The organism is Stenotrophomonas sp. STEN225 (assembly GCF_056756445.1).
On record NZ_JBRRBV010000001.1, the window covers coordinates 115,947 to 130,464 of the forward strand.

A 14,518-nucleotide genomic window follows, 5' to 3' on the forward strand; every position below is an offset into this window, starting at 1 on the left:
CCCTGCTAGAATCCTCGCGCCCCCTCGCACCCAGGACAAAGCATGAGCATCAAGAGTGACCGTTGGATCCGCCGCATGTCCGAACAGCACGGCATGATCGAGCCGTTCGAGGCCGGGCAGGTGAAGCAGGTCAACGGCCAGCGCATCGTCAGCTACGGTACCTCCAGCTACGGCTACGACGTGCGTTGCTCGCGCGAGTTCAAGGTGTTCACCAACATCAACTCGACCATCGTGGACCCGAAGCACTTCGATTCGGGCAGCTTCGTCGACATCACCGCCGACGAATGCATCATCCCGCCCAACAGCTTCGCGCTGGCGCGTACCGTGGAGTATTTCCGCATTCCGCGCGACACCCTCGTGGTGTGCCTGGGCAAGAGCACCTACGCGCGTTGCGGCATCATCGTCAACGTCACTCCGCTCGAGCCGGAGTGGGAAGGCCATGTGACCCTGGAGTTCAGCAACACCACGCCGCTGCCGGCGCGCATCTACGCCAACGAAGGCGTGGCCCAGATGCTGTTCTTCCAGGCGGCGGCCGATGATATCTGCGAAACGTCCTACAAGGACCGTGGTGGCAAGTACCAGGGCCAGACCGGCGTCACCCTGCCGCGCACCTGACGGACCGGTAGCGCCGGGCCATGCCCGGCGTCGCTCGATCGAAGGCGGCGCTTGCGCCGCCTTCGCTTATTTGCCGCGGCCGAACAGCATGGCGATGCCGACGCCGACCAGGGCCACCGGCCACCAGGTCAGCAGCAGCTTGGACAGGTTCAGGTGCGTCCAGCCCAGGTTGCTGGCAAGCATGAACAGGCCGATCAGGATCAGCAGGATGGCGGCGACGAGGTTGAATCGCATCGTGTCGGCACGGTCTCAGGAGTGGGCCGGATATCCTAGCCGTTCCTTCCAGTAGGCGACATGCTGCTGCAGGGCGTCCGGTTCGTAGCGGTGCGCAGGACCGCTGCCCCACACCGGTCCCGGCCACGCCGGATCGCCTTCGTGGCGGCCGATCACGTGGAAATGCAGCTGGCGCACGATGTTGCCCAATGCGCCGATGTTGATCTTCTCCACCCCGTCGGAGCCCTTCAGGGCCTTGCAGGCGCGGTTGAGTTCGGTGCGCAGCTTGTCCTGCTGGTCGCCGTCCAGTTCGATCCACTCCGTTACCCCGGCCAGACGCGGCACCAGGATCAGCCAGGGAAACCGTTCGTCGTTCATCAACCGCACTTGCGACAGCGGGCCTTGCGCCACCAGAACGCTGTCGGTGGCCAGGCGGGAATCAAGTTCGAAATCGCTCATCCAAGATGCTCCGTGAAGAAGTCCAGGGTGCGTTGCAGCGCCAGGGTGGCGCTGTCTGGATCATACGCATGTCCGACTTCGCGGTTGAAGGCATGGTCGGCCGGGTAGACATAGGTCGCCATCTGCGGCAGCTTCTGGCGATGCGCCTCCACGGCCTCCGGCGGGATGCTGCGGTCCTGCGCGCCGAAGTGGAAGATCACCGGCGCCTTCGGTGTCTCGTCCAGATACTGCACGTTGCGTGCGCCGTAATAGCTCACCGAGGGCAGGCCGAGGCGCAGCGCGGACAGCATCGCCACCGTTCCGCCCCAGCAGTAGCCGACCGTGCCGACCTTGCCGAAGGGGGCAAGCCGGGTTGCTGCGGCGCGCACCACTTCCAGTGCCCGTTCAATGCCCAGAGCACTTACCCGTTCCAGGCCCTGTTTCACCCCTTCAGGGTCATAGGGCAGGGCGTCGGGGTCGGCGTCCGGGCCATCGACCAGGTCGAAGAACGACGGCGCCAGCACGGCATAGCCTTCGGCGGCGAAGCGCTCGGCCACGCCACGGATGTGCGGATTGGCGCCGAAGATCTCCTGCACGACCACCAGGCCGCCACGCGGCGTGCCCGCCGGCAGGGCCTGCCAGGCCCGGACCGGGCCATGATGCGTATCCAGGGTGATCCATTCGGACATCGTCGGGTTCCTCGTAGCAGTGGACAGACCTGCATTGTCGGCGCTGGGCGGGTTAGCGCGGCGTCTGCGGCTGTGCGTGATCGGGCGGCTGATGCATCAAGCGACGTCGGATCGCGACTCGATCGAATGCGTCGCGGACGATCCTGCCAGGGATTCTGGCATCTGATTCGGTCTGGCTCTGACAGTAGATTCAGTAAAGCACCTGCTGAAGCCAAGAGGGCGAGCAGATAGCATTTCGTTCGCGGAACTCCAGTCTGGAGGGGCGATATGGGACTGATCATAACTCGGCATGTTTCCGGGGCGCGGCGTGAAGGCGCAGGCGCCCGATAAATGGAGTTTCATGAAATGAAAAAGGAATTTCGCCTTCTGTGTGCATTGGGGATGGCAACAATGCACACGGTGGCTATGGCCAACCAATCGTCGTACCAGGACCGCCAGATGGCGTCATCGGATGGCAGGCAGTGGGTTGAGCGGACGGTGCGCCTCTCTGATTTCGAAGGCGGCGACGTGGCTGTCCAGGTGCGCCTTTTCAAGGATGGAAAGGGCGGTTCTGTATATCGTTACGATGATCAGAATGAAGCCACAAAGCTCTACCACCAGGCCGCCTGCGAAGTCATGAACTCCAAGGCGCGCCGTGGCGAAACCGTGATATCTGGCGAGTCGGCCGTCGTTGGTTGGTCCTGTGAGGGTGATTCAGATCCGGCGGAGGATTCGAATCCAGCCTCCAGCGACATGACGCAGCCCAAGGCGGGGTACTACGTTTTTGCATTGGCGACCAGTGGGAGTGCGCCAATCGGAGTCAATTTCAATTCGGTGGGTACTGCTCGTTTCCAGAGTTCATTGGCAGGGAAATCCACAGGAACTCTCTCGCTTGATAATGGGCGCTGCATGACCTCCGCGAGCGATGAATACGCGGGCCCATTCACGGGTTCTTACACACTTCAGGTGGTGTGTATTGGTGTGAGGCGAGGCGTTATCCCAACTGCTGCGTCAGCATGCATTCCGCGGGTTTGCTCAACAAACAACGGATCAATCAACGTCTATTGATGTCGCAATCAACGCTCCGGTGCGGCCGTGGCGACGGTGGACCGTGAGACGATTGCCTCTCCGTGAGCGTCGAGCCGTCGGAGCGTGTTCCGCCGGGTCGAGCCGGAGCTCCAGCTCATGCCGCCGGGGGCCTTGACGCATTCACGAGTACCCCGCTGATGGAGATGGCACGTGGGGCAGAATCCTGGGCGCTCCCCTCAGTACACCCCGGGGCCGTTCAGAGCGCGGCCCTCAACCCCGGTATACTGGCGCCCTTTCAGGCCCCGGCCCCCAGGAACCCCTGCCACTCCGGCAGGGGCCCAGGCCCCCAGAGTCCCGCGATTCCATGTCCCAGCTGAACCCCAAAGTCGGCTTCGTCAGCCTTGGCTGCCCGAAGGCCCTTGTCGATTCCGAGCGCATCCTGACCCAGCTGCGGTCGGAGGGATACGACATCGTCCCGTCCTATGACTCGGCCGACGTGGTGGTGGTCAACACCTGCGGCTTCATCGACTCGGCGGTGACGGAGTCGCTGGACGCCATCGGCGAGGCGATGAACCAGAACGGCAAGGTCATCGTCACCGGCTGCCTGGGCAAGCGCCCCGAACAGATCCGTGAGGCGTACCCGAACGTGCTGGCGGTGTCCGGCCCGCAGGACTACCAGAGCGTGATGGAGGCGGTGCATGAGGCGCTGCCGCCCCGGCATGATCCGTTCGTGGACCTGGTGCCCGACTACGGCATCAAGCTGACCCCGCGCCACTACGCCTATCTGAAGATTTCCGAAGGCTGCAACCACGCGTGCAGTTTCTGCATCATTCCGTCGATGCGCGGCAAGCTGGTCTCGCGCCCGGTCGATGAAGTGCTGCGCGAAGCCGAGCGCCTGGTCCGGGGCGGTGTGCGTGAGCTGCTGGTGGTATCGCAGGACACCTCCGCCTACGGCGTGGACGTGAAGTACGCCGAGAAGATGTGGCGCGACAAGGCCTACCAGACCCGCCTGAAGGCGCTGTGCGAGGGCCTGTCCGAACTGGACGCGTGGGTGCGCATGCACTACGTGTACCCGTACCCGCACGTGGATGACGTGGTGCCGTTGATGGCCGAGAACCGCATCCTGCCGTACCTGGACATTCCGTTCCAGCACGCCAGCCCGCGTATCCTGCGACTGATGAAGCGCCCCGGTGCGGTGGAAAAGACGCTGGAGCGCGTGCAGAACTGGCGTCGCATCGCGCCGGACATCACCGTGCGTTCGACCTTCATCGTCGGTTTCCCGGGCGAGACCGAAGCGGAGTTCGAGGAGCTGCTGTCGTTCCTCGATGAGGCGCAGCTGGACCGCGTGGGTGCGTTCGCGTATTCGCCGGTCGAAGGTGCTACCGCCAACGCTCTTCCGGACCCTGTCCCGGAAGAGGTGAAGCAGGAGCGCCTGGCGCGCTTCATGGAAAAGCAGGCACAGATCTCGGCCGCACGTCTGGAGGCCAAGATCGGCACGGTGCAGCAGTGCCTGGTCGATGCCATCGAAGGTGACATCGCCGTGGCCCGTTCCAGGGCCGATGCACCGGAAATCGATGGACTGGTGCATATCCAGAATGCCGACCAGGTGCCGCTGCGCGTAGGCGAATTCATCAACGTGGAAATCACCGAGAGCGACGAACACGATCTGTATGGCGACGCGCTGCCGCCGACCACGCGCCCGGCCTTCGACCTGAAGGTGCTCTGATCATGGCCGAGGGTGCTGCCGGCCACGCTGGCAGCCCTCGGCGATTCGTGCCGCCGCCGCGCGCGGCGGTGGACCCGGCGGTGTTCGATCATCCGCTGTTTGCCCGGGTGCGTGCCTTCCGCGATCTTCTGTCCGGCGACCGCTGGCCGACCGTTGCCGAGCTGGATGCGCGGCTGGCGTTGCGCGGGCGGCGACTGGTCGAGCAGGATGCGGCGTTGCTGGCCGATGGCCTGCACTACGAAACGCGCATCGCGCAGGGGCGTATCGCCACCCGTGCGGCGAGCTGGCACGATCTGTTCAATGCATTGATGTGGGCGTGTCACCCGCAGCTGAAGCACGCGCTCAACAGGCGGCAATGCCTGCACGTCGCCACGATGCCAACGGGTCAACGTAATCGCGCGCAGGCGGCGCTGACCCAGTTCGACGAGACCGGCGTGATCGTGTGCGTCCAGGACGATGCGCTGATCGCTGCGTGGGACGCCCACGACTGGCCGATGCTGTTCGCGCCGCCGCACTGGCAGGCCGGTCGCATCACCATCGCCGCGGTGTTCGGCCATGCACTGATGGAACAGGCGTTGCTGCCGGGGCGCCTGCTGGTCGGCAAGTGCGTGGTGGTGCGCGGCGATGATGAGGGTGCCTGCATCGAGACCGTGGCCCGGGCGATCGAGCAGGGCGCGACGGTGACCGATCCGCTGCAGCTGCGCCCGCTGCCACTGGCCGGAATCCCCGGCTGGCACCCGCAGCAGGACGCCGCCTTCCATGGCAACGCCGACTACTTCCGCCCGCTGCGGCAGGGCCGCCTGTACCCGCCGCCGCTCTTGCCCCGGTAGCGCCGGGCCATGCCCGGCGCTGGATTGACAGCAACGCCGGGAGGGCTCGGTGTTACGAAGACGGGTACTCGACGCTGATCACCGCGAAAGTGAACCGGCCGCCCGGCAGTTCCACCGAGAATTCATCGTCCAGGCGCTTCTTCAGCACGGCCCGCGCCAGCGGCGAGTCGATGCTGATCCAGCCCAGGCCGGCGTCGGTTTCATCCGGCCCAACGATGCGGTAACGGCTGGTCTCACCACTGTCGATGTTCTCCAGTTCGATCCATGCACCGAAGAACACCGCTTGTGGATCGGTCGGCGTGGTATCGACCACACGCAGCGATTCGAGCCGCTTGGTCAGGTAGCGCACGCGGCGGTCGATTTCACCCAACTGCTTCTTGCGGTAGGTGTACTCGGCGTTCTCCGAGCGGTCGCCCTCGGCGGCGGCGGCGGCCAGCGCCTTCACCACCTCGGGCCGGCGTACCCGCCACAGGTCGTCCAGCTCGGCTTTCAGCCGGGCGTGGCCGGCGGCGGTGATCAGGGCGGTGCTTTTCTCTGCGGGCGGACGCCAACGGGACATGTAATACAGCTTCTTCTCAGGAATACGAAAGGGCCTCAGCGCTTGCCGCCGAAGATGCCGCCCAGGATGCCGCGCACGATCTGGTTGCCCAGCTTGGTCCCGACCGTGCGCGTGGTCTGCTTGGCCATGGTTTCAATCATGCCCTGGCGACGCTTGGTGCCGAAGATCGCATCCTTGATCGCCTGGCCGAATCCACCTTCCTGTGCCTCGTCCTGCTCGCGGCTGCGCGCGGCCGGGGTCTGGGCCTGCTCCACGCTCTTCTGCGCCCGCTGGGCCAGCAGCTCGGCGGCCGATTCACGGTTGACCGCCGTGTCGTAGCGGCTGCCGACCGGGCTGCCGGCACGCACCTGTGCGCGCTCGGCCTCGGTGACCGGCCCCATCCGGCAGCGGGGCGGCGCGATCATCGTCTGCTGGACCGGCATCGGCACGCCCTTGTCCTGCAACGTGGAAACCAGTGCTTCACCGGTGCCGAGCTGGCTCAGCACCTTGGCGACATCCAGCTTCGGGTTCGGCACGAAGGTTTCGGCGGCGGTCCTGACCGCCTTCTGGTCGCGCGGCGTGAAGGCCCGCAGCGCGTGCTGCACGCGGTTGCCGAGCTGGCCCAGGATGTTGGAGGGCACGTCGTCGGGGAACTGCGAGCAGAAGTACACGCCCACGCCCTTGGAGCGGATCAGCCGCACCACCTGCTCGATGCGCTGCACCAGCGAGGATGGCGCATCGTCGAACAGCAGGTGGGCCTCGTCGAAGATGAACACCAGCTTGGGCTTGTCGAGGTCGCCCACTTCCGGCAGCTGTTCGAACAGTTCCGACAGCAGCCAGAGCAGGAAGGTCGAGTACAGCTTGGGCTTGAGCACCAGCTGGTCGGCGGCGAGGATGCCGATCACACCGCGGCCGTCGTGATTGACCCGCATGATGTCGGCCAGTTCCAGTGCCGGCTCGCCGAAGAAATTCTCACCGCCGTCCTGCGCCAGCCGCAGCACGGCACGCTGGATCGCTGCGATCGACTGCGCGCTGACCAGTCCGTACTCGGTGGAAATGTCCTTGCGCTCTTCGGCGACCAGGCCGAGCAGGGCCCGCAGATCATCCATGTCCAGCAACAGCAGGCCGCGGTCGTCGGCCAGCTTGAACACGATGTCCAGCACGCCGGCCTGGGTGTCATTCAATTCGAGGATGCGCGCGAGCAGGGTCGGCCCCATCTCGCTGACGGTGGTGCGCACCGGGTGGCCGAGTTTTCCGTACAGGTCCCAGAAGATGGCCGGGCTGCCCGCCGGCGCATAGTCGGCCACGCCGATGTCCGCGGCGCGCTTCAGCAGCGCTTCGCTGTCCGTGCCGGGCACGGCCAGGCCGGACACATCGCCCTTCACATCAGCGAGGAACACCGGAACCCCGAGCCGCGAGAATCCTTCTGCCAGGGTCATCAGGGTCACGGTCTTGCCGGTGCCGGTGGCGCCCGCCACCAGCCCGTGGCGGTTGCCGAGTTTCGGCAGCAGGGTGACGGCCACATCGTCGGTGATGCCTTTGCCGAGCAGAATCGGATCCATGGTCCAGCCCTTGTGGTGAATGCGCCCAATGTTAACCGGCAGCGATGACGGCCCGAAGGTCGGCTTGCCCCGACCTTGGCGGCGCCGCTACTCTGCCTGCCTGTTTCGCACACAGTGCCAAAAATGCCCGTTCCTGTCCTGATTTCCCGCACCTGGCCGTTGCTGGCCCTGGCTGGCCTGGTTTCCCTGGCCCCCGATGCCCACGCCCAGCGGGTTTCCGCCCGGGACAAAGTGAAGGTAGATGCCCTGCAGCAGCGCATGACGGCTGCCGAGAAGCGTTACAGCGATGCGCTGCTGCTGGTGGCCAACGCCGACCCCAAGGGCAGCAACGAGGCCGACGCGGCGCTGGAGGACATGGAGGATGTCATCAGTGAGTGCGTGAAGCAGAAGGGTTGCCAGATGAGCAACATGCTGGCCACCTACAAGCGCCTGCTCAAGCGCGATGCCGATGCGGCCGCGGAAGACGAGGGCGGTGAACTGCCCGCCGAGCGGCTGGAAGCCGACCCCGACCATATCGGTCCGTTGACCGCCGACGTGCCGGAAGCCGCACGCGCAGCGGCACTGCTCAACGACAAGCGGCACGCCTTCGACAACATGGTCGAGTACAACCCGGCCGTCCAGGCCGGCATCCGCCGCTGGCTGACCGACATGCGTCCGGCGCTGCTGACCAGCTACGAGAACTACCAGAACCTGCGTGCCGTGATGTGGCCGGAGTGGGAGAAGCGCGGCCTGCCCGAAGCGCTCCTGTTCGGCATCATGGCCAAGGAATCCAATGGGCGCGTGCATGCGTCCTCGCGCGCTGGCGCCGCCGGCCTGATGCAGTTCATGCCGGCCACCGGGCGGCGTTTCGGCCTCGGTCCGGACGGCACCGGTTTCGATACCCGCTTTGATGCCCACAGCGCTGCTGAAGCCAGTGCGACCTATCTCAACGAGCGCATGCGCGAGCTCAACAACAACATCGAGTTGTCGCTGGCCGGGTACAACGGGGGTGAAGGGCGCGCCCTGCGCGTGGCGCGCGAGAATCCGGGGCAGAGCTTCTGGGTCGACCGTGTCTACAACCAGTTCCCCGGTGAAACCAAGGATTACGTGCCGATGGTGATTGCTGCGGCGTGGATCTTCCTGCACCCCCAGCAGTACGGCGTGGAGTTCCCGAAGATCAGCGCGCAGCCGGCCACCCTGCGCCTGGCGCGCTCGACCACCATCTACGAGCTGACGATCTGCCTGGGCAGCCACGGCACCCGTGATGGCTACATGCGTGCGCTGCGCAACCTCAATCCGCGTTATGAGGCTGATGGCTGGATTCCGGCCGGCACCCTGATCAACGCAACCACCCGCATCGCGAGCCTGTATCAGCGCAACTGCGTGAGCGGACCGCGTGCCGACCTGGCGCGCACCCTGATCACGGCCGACCTCAATGCCGCCATCGTGCGGCCAAGCGCTGCCAGCTACACCGGCAGCGTGGCGGTGGGCGGCGTGGTGCCGGTGGCCGATGCAGCCAGTTCGACCAGCGTACCGACCGCACCGGTGGCGGCAGTGGCCGCGCCTCGGCCGGCACCGGCCGCGCGACCGAAGCCGGCACGCAGCTACAAGGTCGGCCGCGGCGAGACGCTGGGCCGCATCGCGGCCAAGTTCCAGTGCGACGTTCCGACGCTGGCACGCGCCAACGGTCTGAAGGCACCGGCCTACAGCCTGCGCCACGGCCAGGTGCTGAAGCTGCAGGGCTGCGAAAAGTAATCTCCACGACCTCTGGAACTGCCATGGACCTTGAAGCAACCCGCAACCTGTTCGCCAATCTGCGCGAAAACACCGACTGGGACATCAGCGGCCCGCTGCTGTGGGGCTATTTCTTCGTGCATTCCACTGCCGAGCCGCTGCAGGCACTGGCCGCGCATCTGCAGGCGCAGGGCTACACCCTGGTGGAGGTGTTCGAGCAGGAGCCGGACGAGGGGGACGCGCCGTTCCACGTGCTGCATGTGGAGCGCGTGGAGGTCCACGACGAAGCGTCGCTGGATCGCCGCAACCAGGAGCTGGCAGCGCTGGCAGCGCAGATGGGTGTGGAAGACTACGACGGCATGGACGTCGGCCCGGCCCCCACCCTGCAGTAGGGGCCTGTGCGTAGTGCCGGGCGCGTGCCCGGCGCTGCGCAGCAACCCGGTGGCGGGATTGTCAGCGCAGCGTGGCCAGGGCCTGGCCCAGCTGCACCGGTGACTCCGCAGCCAGGTGTGGAGCGAACTCCGCCACGCCCGGCGGCAGCAGCACGACCACGGTCGAGCCATAGTTGAAGCGTGCCATCTCCGCGAAGCGCTCCAGGCGGATGCCCTGGCCGCGATAGTCCTTGCGGGTGATGCGGTCACCGTACTGAGGGATCTCCTCGCCGCTCCACACTGTCTCCACGCCGGAGACCAGCAGCGCGCCGACCATCACGCTCACCATCGGGCCGAAGCTGGTATCGAAATGGCAGACCAGGCGCTCGTTGCGTGCGAACAGGCGTGGCACGCCTGCCACGGCGGCCGGACCCACGCTGAAAAGGCGGCCTGGCACATGCACGGTCTCGCGCAGGGTGCCGGTCCAGGGCATGTGCACACGGTGGTAGTCGCGCGGGGACAGGTAAACGGTCGCGTACAGGCCGTCGTTGAACGGCTTGGCGTCCTCGGCGCTGCCCAGCAGCTCGGCGGCGGTGAACGACTGGCCCTTGGCCTGGAAGATGCGGCCGGCCTCGATGTTGCCGAGCTGGCTGACACGGCCGTCGGCTGGCATCACCAGGGTGCGCGGATCGGCATCGGCCACGCGTGCACCCGGTTTCAGCGCACGGGTGAAGAACTGGTTGAAGGTGGCGTAACTGCGCGGGTCGGGGTTGGCGGCTTCGTCCAGATTGACGTTGAACCTGCGGCTGACGGTGTCGATCAGCCAGCGCGACACGCGCGGGTTGTCCGAGTACGCCAGCGAGCGCGCCATCGAGGACAACAGGCGATGGGGCAGGGCGTATGTCAGGGCGGTGGTGAGGCTCATGGGGCGGTTTTCTCGGTCAGCTTCTGCAGGTCGCGGGCGATCGCCGGCGCGTTGAACGGGGGGCGCACCAGGCCGGCGAGCCGGCCCTGCGGATCGAGCACGGCCAGGCTGGCCGAGTGCTCGACGGTGTAATCCTCGGGATTCTCATCGAAATGCTTGCCCGGCACCTTCTGGAACACGAAGCCCAGTGCGGTGGCGAAGCGTTCCAGCGAAGGGACGTCGGCGGTGGCCGCCAGGGTGTCCTTGTGGAAGCCGTGCGCGTACTCGCCAAGGCGGGTGGCGCTGTCGCGCTCGGGATCGACGGAGACGAACAGCACCCGCGGACGCAGCCCGTCGGGCAGTGCTTCCCACTGCTGCTGCGCACCGGCCAGTTCGGCCAGGGTGGTCGGGCACACGTCGGGGCAGAAGGTGAACCCCAGGAACACCAGGGTCCAATGGCCCTTCAACTCGCCCGGAATGAGCCGCGTGCCATCGGACTGGGCCAGGTTGAAGTCGGGCAGCTCGCGCGGCTGCGGGTACAGGGTGATCGCTTCGGTGGCCGGCTGGCCGGCCGGGGGCTTCGGAGCAAAGACCTGCTGCGCGGCGAGCAGGCCCAGGCCCGCCGCCAGGGCGATCAGCAGGATGATGCCGACGTTGCGATTGAACATGGGAGCCCCCGCGCGAAGTGGTCCCCATCATACCGGCTGCGGCCTGATCGTTTCCGTCGCAACGGATGCCGGCGCAGGCGCCAGCCCCTATAATCGGGGGCCACTTTGCCCGCAGTACCGCCATGACCGCTGAAACGGCCGCCGAACTCCACACGATCATCGACCTGATCCGCTACGGCACCAGCCGTTTCAACGCCGCCGGGCTGACCTTCGGGCACAGCTACGACAACGCCCTGGACGAGGCGACCCAACTGGTGCTGCACAGCCTGCACCTGCCGCATGACCTGGGCCCGGCGTATGGCCAGGCGCGGTTGCTGCAGGAGGAGAAGGTGCGGGTGCTGGAGCTGTTCCAGCGCCGCATCGACGAACGTATCCCGGCCGCCTACCTGACCGGCGAGGCGTGGTTCGCCGGCCTGAGCTTCAAGAGCGACGCGCGCGCCCTGGTGCCGCGTTCGCCGATCGCCGAGCTGATCGAGTGTGGTTTCGAACCCTGGCTGGCCGGCCGCGACGTCAGCCGCGCGCTGGATCTGTGCACGGGTTCGGGCTGCATCGCCATCGCCATGGGCCACTATTACCCGAACTGGGAGGTGGACGGCGTGGACCTGAGCGACGACGCACTGTCGCTGGCCGAAGAGAACAAGGAGCGCCTGCAGGCGCACAACGTCACGCTGATCAAGTCCGACCTGTTCAGTGGCCTGACCGGCCGCCATTACGACCTGATCGTCACCAACCCGCCGTACGTCACCAACGACGAGACCGATGCCCTGCCGCAGGAATATTCCTACGAGCCGGAAATGGGCCTGCGTGCCGGCGATGACGGCCTGGACCTGGTGCTGAAGATCCTGCGCGATGCGCCGCTGCACCTGAGCGAGGACGGCCTGCTGATCTGCGAAGTGGGCGAGTCCGAGCAGCACCTGGTCAAGCTGCTGCCGGAAGTGGACTTCGCCTGGATCGAGTTCAAGGTCGGGCAGATGGGCATTTTCGCGGTCGAATGCCGCGAGCTGATCGCCCACAGCGCCCGCATCACCGAACTGGCGGCGCAACGGCCGTGAGCTCCAATTCGTTCGGCAAGTTGTTCACCGTCACCACGTTCGGCGAGTCGCACGGGCCGGCCATCGGCTGCGTGATCGATGGCTGTCCGCCCGGGCTGGCGCTGGACGCGGCCGAATTTGCCCACGATCTGCAGCGCCGTGCCACCGGCAAGAGCCGGCACACGTCGGCGCGGCGCGAGGCCGATGAGGTCGAGATCCTGTCCGGCGTGTACGAGGGCCTGACCACCGGCACGCCGATCGCGCTGCTGATCCGCAACACCGATCAGCGCAGCAAGGACTACGCGAACATCGGCCAGCAGTTCCGGCCGGGCCATGCCGACTACAGCTACTGGCACAAGTACGGCATCCGCGATCCGCGGGGCGGTGGCCGTTCCTCGGCGCGCGAGACCACCATGCGCGTGGCCGCGGGCGTGGTCGCCAAGAAGTGGCTGGCCGAGCGCTTCGGCGTCACCGTGCGCGGGTATCTGTCGCAGCTGGGCGGTATCACTCCTGCAGGTTTCGACTGGTCGGCGGTGGAAGACAATCCGTTCTTCTGGCCGCACGCCGCGCAGGTGCCGGAGCTGGAGGCGTACATGGATGCGCTGCGCAAGTCCGGCGATTCGGTCGGCGCGCGCGTGGACGTGGTTGCCGACAACGTGCCCCCGGGCTGGGGCGAACCGATCTACGGCAAGCTCGATGGCGAGCTTGCGGCGGCGCTGATGAGCATCAACGCGGTCAAGGGCGTGGAGATCGGCGACGGGTTCGCCAGCGCGGCCCAGAAGGGCACTGAACACCGTGACCTGCTGACCCCGCAGGGTTTCGCCAGCAATCACGCGGGCGGCATCCTGGGCGGCATTTCCACCGGCCAGCCGGTGGTTGCGTCGATGGTGTTGAAGCCGACCTCCAGCCTGCGCCTGCCGGGCCCATCGCTGGACACCGCCGGCAACGTGGTCGAAGTGGTCACCACTGGCCGCCATGATCCCTGCGTCGGCATCCGCGCCACGCCGATTGCCGAAGCGATGGTGGCGCTGGTGCTGATGGACCAGGCATTGCGTCACCGCGCGCAATGCGGCGATGTCGGCACCATCACGCCCCGCATTCCCGGGCAGGTCGATGGCTGAAACGCGGCCGACGGTGTGGGTGAGCCAGCCGCTGATCGAGGCGGTCATCGCGCCGCTGCGTGATCGCGTGCAGCTGCGCACCACCGACGCCGTCACCGTGTGGTCGGCTGAGCAGATCGCCGCACAACTGGCCAGCGCCGATGGCGCGATCATCACCCTCAACGAGCGTATCGGCGCGGCCGAGCTGGCCAATGCCTCGCGGCTGCAGGTCGTTGCCAACGTCGGCGTGGGCTACAACAACCTGGATGTGACCGCGCTCAGCGCGGCGGGCATCCTGGCCAGCAATACCCCCGACGTGCTTACCGAGACCACCGCCGATCTGGGCTTCGCACTGCTGATGGCCGCCGCGCGCCGGATCACCGAATCCGAGCGCTGGCTGCGTGAAGGGCACTGGCAGCAATGGTCGTTCCAGACCATGCTCGGTGCCGACATCCACGGCAGCACCCTGGGCATTCTCGGCATGGGGCGGATCGGCCAGGGCATCGCCCGTCGCGGCGCGCATGGTTTCGGCATGAAGGTGCTGTACCACAACCGCTCGCGACTGCCAGCAGATGCCGAAGCAGCAGTCGGTGCCGCTTATGTCGATCTGGATACGCTGCTGGCGCAGTCCGACCATCTGGTGCTCGTGCTGCCTTACACCCCGGCCTCGCACCACCTGATCGACGCCGCTGCGCTGGCGAAGATGAAACCGACGGCCACGCTGGTGAACATCGCGCGCGGAGGCCTGGTCGACGAAACAGCAATGGCCGATGCACTGGCCCATGGGCGCCTGGCCGCTGCCGGGCTGGACGTCTACGAAGGCGAGCCGGCCGTACGCCCGGAACTGCTGGCGCTGCGCAACGTCGTGCTGACCCCGCACATCGGCAGCGCTTCGCTGGCCACGCGTACGGCGATGGTGCAGCGGGCCGTGGACAACCTGCTGGCCGCGCTCGGCCTGGCCGGCGGGCCGGCGCACATGCCGAGCGCGATCAATGCCGACGCGGCGCTGGCCGCACGTGCCGCCCTGGGCAAAAAAAACGGGAAACGATAGGGAGCCTCCGCGCGTTCCGTCCGAGGAGGTTCCCCGAACCCAGCTGTCGTGCGTGAATTTT

The 14,518-nt window shown here is 66.5% G+C and carries 16 protein-coding genes; 9 read left to right on the forward strand and 7 right to left on the reverse strand.

What is annotated here, in order from left to right:
* The first annotated feature begins 42 nt into the window (after positions 1-42).
* The gene (dcd, locus tag ACVOJ1_RS00530; RefSeq protein WP_065174891.1) at positions 43-615 is read left to right on the forward strand and encodes a dCTP deaminase; all 573 of its coding nucleotides are present in this window, start codon (positions 43-45) and stop codon (positions 613-615) included.
* Positions 616-681: 66 nt separating this feature from the next.
* Here the strand turns inward: dcd and ACVOJ1_RS00535 are convergent, their stop codons facing one another.
* From ACVOJ1_RS00535 to ACVOJ1_RS00545, 3 genes are read right to left on the reverse strand one after another with little or no spacing between them, the layout of a single operon-like run.
* Complete coding sequence (locus tag ACVOJ1_RS00535; protein ID WP_005410498.1) at positions 682-849, reverse strand: LiaI-LiaF-like domain-containing protein; 168 nt, start codon at positions 847-849, stop codon at positions 682-684.
* Positions 850-864: 15 nt separating this feature from the next.
* Entirely contained in the window at positions 865-1,287 is a 423-nt protein-coding gene (locus ACVOJ1_RS00540; protein WP_346479887.1) for an HIT domain-containing protein, read from the reverse strand.
* Positions 1,284-1,955, reverse strand: a complete 672-nt coding sequence (locus ACVOJ1_RS00545; protein ID WP_065174892.1) for a dienelactone hydrolase family protein — start codon at positions 1,953-1,955, stop codon at positions 1,284-1,286. Before ACVOJ1_RS00545 ends, ACVOJ1_RS00540 begins: the two co-directional genes overlap by 4 nt.
* A 345-nt stretch (positions 1,956-2,300) precedes the next feature.
* Here ACVOJ1_RS00545 and ACVOJ1_RS00550 point away from each other — a divergent pair, with 345 nt between their 5' ends.
* The 3 genes from ACVOJ1_RS00550 (at position 2,301) to ACVOJ1_RS00560 (ending at position 5,519) form a co-directional block, all read left to right on the forward strand.
* Complete coding sequence (locus ACVOJ1_RS00550) at positions 2,301-3,002, forward strand: hypothetical protein (protein WP_346479888.1); 702 nt, start codon at positions 2,301-2,303, stop codon at positions 3,000-3,002.
* 325 nt (positions 3,003-3,327) lie between these two features.
* Positions 3,328-4,689 carry a 30S ribosomal protein S12 methylthiotransferase RimO gene (rimO, locus tag ACVOJ1_RS00555; protein ID WP_053516842.1) on the forward strand — a complete coding sequence of 454 codons (1,362 nt, stop codon included), beginning with the start codon at positions 3,328-3,330 and terminating at the stop codon, positions 4,687-4,689.
* Positions 4,686-5,519, forward strand: coding sequence for a DUF3025 domain-containing protein (locus ACVOJ1_RS00560; protein ID WP_429000963.1), 834 nt, complete (start codon positions 4,686-4,688; stop codon positions 5,517-5,519). Before rimO ends, ACVOJ1_RS00560 begins: the two co-directional genes overlap by 4 nt.
* A gap of 52 nt (positions 5,520-5,571) precedes the next feature.
* Here ACVOJ1_RS00560 and greB read toward each other — a convergent pair whose 3' ends face one another.
* Together greB and ACVOJ1_RS00570 are read right to left on the reverse strand one after the other, a co-directional pair.
* Complete coding sequence (gene greB / locus ACVOJ1_RS00565; RefSeq protein ID WP_053516845.1) at positions 5,572-6,078, reverse strand: transcription elongation factor GreB; 507 nt, start codon at positions 6,076-6,078, stop codon at positions 5,572-5,574.
* Positions 6,079-6,113: 35 nt separating this feature from the next.
* Entirely contained in the window at positions 6,114-7,619 is a 1,506-nt protein-coding gene (locus ACVOJ1_RS00570) for a helicase HerA-like domain-containing protein (RefSeq protein WP_346479889.1), read from the reverse strand.
* Between the two features lie 123 nt (positions 7,620-7,742).
* Here ACVOJ1_RS00570 and ACVOJ1_RS00575 point away from each other — a divergent pair, with 123 nt between their 5' ends.
* The gene (locus ACVOJ1_RS00575) at positions 7,743-9,353 is read left to right on the forward strand and encodes a transglycosylase SLT domain-containing protein (protein ID WP_065174896.1); all 1,611 of its coding nucleotides are present in this window, start codon (positions 7,743-7,745) and stop codon (positions 9,351-9,353) included.
* A 23-nt stretch (positions 9,354-9,376) separates the two neighbouring features.
* The gene (locus ACVOJ1_RS00580; RefSeq protein WP_053516848.1) at positions 9,377-9,724 is read left to right on the forward strand and encodes a ribonuclease E inhibitor RraB; all 348 of its coding nucleotides are present in this window, start codon (positions 9,377-9,379) and stop codon (positions 9,722-9,724) included.
* A 61-nt stretch (positions 9,725-9,785) separates the two neighbouring features.
* On the opposite strand, the gene asd is transcribed toward ACVOJ1_RS00580, so the two are convergent.
* Both asd and ACVOJ1_RS00590 read right to left on the reverse strand, forming a co-directional pair.
* A complete protein-coding gene (asd, locus tag ACVOJ1_RS00585; protein ID WP_053516850.1) occupies positions 9,786-10,628 on the reverse strand; it encodes an archaetidylserine decarboxylase in 843 nt (280 codons plus the stop codon).
* Positions 10,625-11,275, reverse strand: coding sequence for an SCO family protein (locus ACVOJ1_RS00590; RefSeq protein WP_065174897.1), 651 nt, complete (start codon positions 11,273-11,275; stop codon positions 10,625-10,627). The genes asd and ACVOJ1_RS00590 overlap by 4 nt, the downstream gene beginning before the upstream one ends.
* A 122-nt stretch (positions 11,276-11,397) precedes the next feature.
* Between ACVOJ1_RS00590 and prmB the strand changes: the two genes are divergently transcribed.
* The 3 genes from prmB to ACVOJ1_RS00605 are packed head-to-tail and all read left to right on the forward strand — an operon-like array spanning position 11,398 to position 14,457.
* On the forward strand, positions 11,398-12,327 hold the full coding sequence (prmB, locus tag ACVOJ1_RS00595) for a 50S ribosomal protein L3 N(5)-glutamine methyltransferase (RefSeq protein WP_053516852.1): 930 nt from the start codon (positions 11,398-11,400) through the stop codon (positions 12,325-12,327).
* Positions 12,324-13,427 carry a chorismate synthase gene (aroC, locus tag ACVOJ1_RS00600; protein WP_053516854.1) on the forward strand — a complete coding sequence of 368 codons (1,104 nt, stop codon included), beginning with the start codon at positions 12,324-12,326 and terminating at the stop codon, positions 13,425-13,427. The genes prmB and aroC overlap by 4 nt, the downstream gene beginning before the upstream one ends.
* Positions 13,420-14,457 (forward strand): 2-hydroxyacid dehydrogenase, encoded by a 1,038-nt coding sequence (locus tag ACVOJ1_RS00605; RefSeq protein WP_111186390.1) that lies wholly within the window; start codon positions 13,420-13,422, stop codon positions 14,455-14,457. Before aroC ends, ACVOJ1_RS00605 begins: the two co-directional genes overlap by 8 nt.
* Positions 14,458-14,518 lie beyond the last annotated feature (61 nt).

What these genes read in the sequence shown, in the direction of transcription:
- rimO (WP_053516842.1), top strand. Translation starts at nt 3,328, where the DNA reads ATGTCCCAGCTGAACCCCAAAGTCGGCTTCGTCAGCCTTGGCTGCCCG.
- ACVOJ1_RS00570 (WP_346479889.1), bottom strand. Translation starts at nt 7,619, where the DNA reads ATGGATCCGATTCTGCTCGGCAAAGGCATCACCGACGATGTGGCCGTC.
- ACVOJ1_RS00580 (WP_053516848.1), top strand. Translation starts at nt 9,377, where the DNA reads ATGGACCTTGAAGCAACCCGCAACCTGTTCGCCAATCTGCGCGAAAAC.
- prmB (WP_053516852.1), top strand. Translation starts at nt 11,398, where the DNA reads ATGACCGCTGAAACGGCCGCCGAACTCCACACGATCATCGACCTGATC.
- ACVOJ1_RS00590 (WP_065174897.1), bottom strand. Translation starts at nt 11,275, where the DNA reads ATGTTCAATCGCAACGTCGGCATCATCCTGCTGATCGCCCTGGCGGCG.
- ACVOJ1_RS00575 (WP_065174896.1), top strand. Translation starts at nt 7,743, where the DNA reads ATGCCCGTTCCTGTCCTGATTTCCCGCACCTGGCCGTTGCTGGCCCTG.
- asd (WP_053516850.1), bottom strand. Translation starts at nt 10,628, where the DNA reads ATGAGCCTCACCACCGCCCTGACATACGCCCTGCCCCATCGCCTGTTG.
- ACVOJ1_RS00550 (WP_346479888.1), top strand. Translation starts at nt 2,301, where the DNA reads ATGAAAAAGGAATTTCGCCTTCTGTGTGCATTGGGGATGGCAACAATG.
- dcd (WP_065174891.1), top strand. Translation starts at nt 43, where the DNA reads ATGAGCATCAAGAGTGACCGTTGGATCCGCCGCATGTCCGAACAGCAC.
- ACVOJ1_RS00535 (WP_005410498.1), bottom strand. Translation starts at nt 849, where the DNA reads ATGCGATTCAACCTCGTCGCCGCCATCCTGCTGATCCTGATCGGCCTG.
- ACVOJ1_RS00545 (WP_065174892.1), bottom strand. Translation starts at nt 1,955, where the DNA reads ATGTCCGAATGGATCACCCTGGATACGCATCATGGCCCGGTCCGGGCC.
- ACVOJ1_RS00540 (WP_346479887.1), bottom strand. Translation starts at nt 1,287, where the DNA reads ATGAGCGATTTCGAACTTGATTCCCGCCTGGCCACCGACAGCGTTCTG.
- greB (WP_053516845.1), bottom strand. Translation starts at nt 6,078, where the DNA reads ATGTCCCGTTGGCGTCCGCCCGCAGAGAAAAGCACCGCCCTGATCACC.
- ACVOJ1_RS00605 (WP_111186390.1), top strand. Translation starts at nt 13,420, where the DNA reads ATGGCTGAAACGCGGCCGACGGTGTGGGTGAGCCAGCCGCTGATCGAG.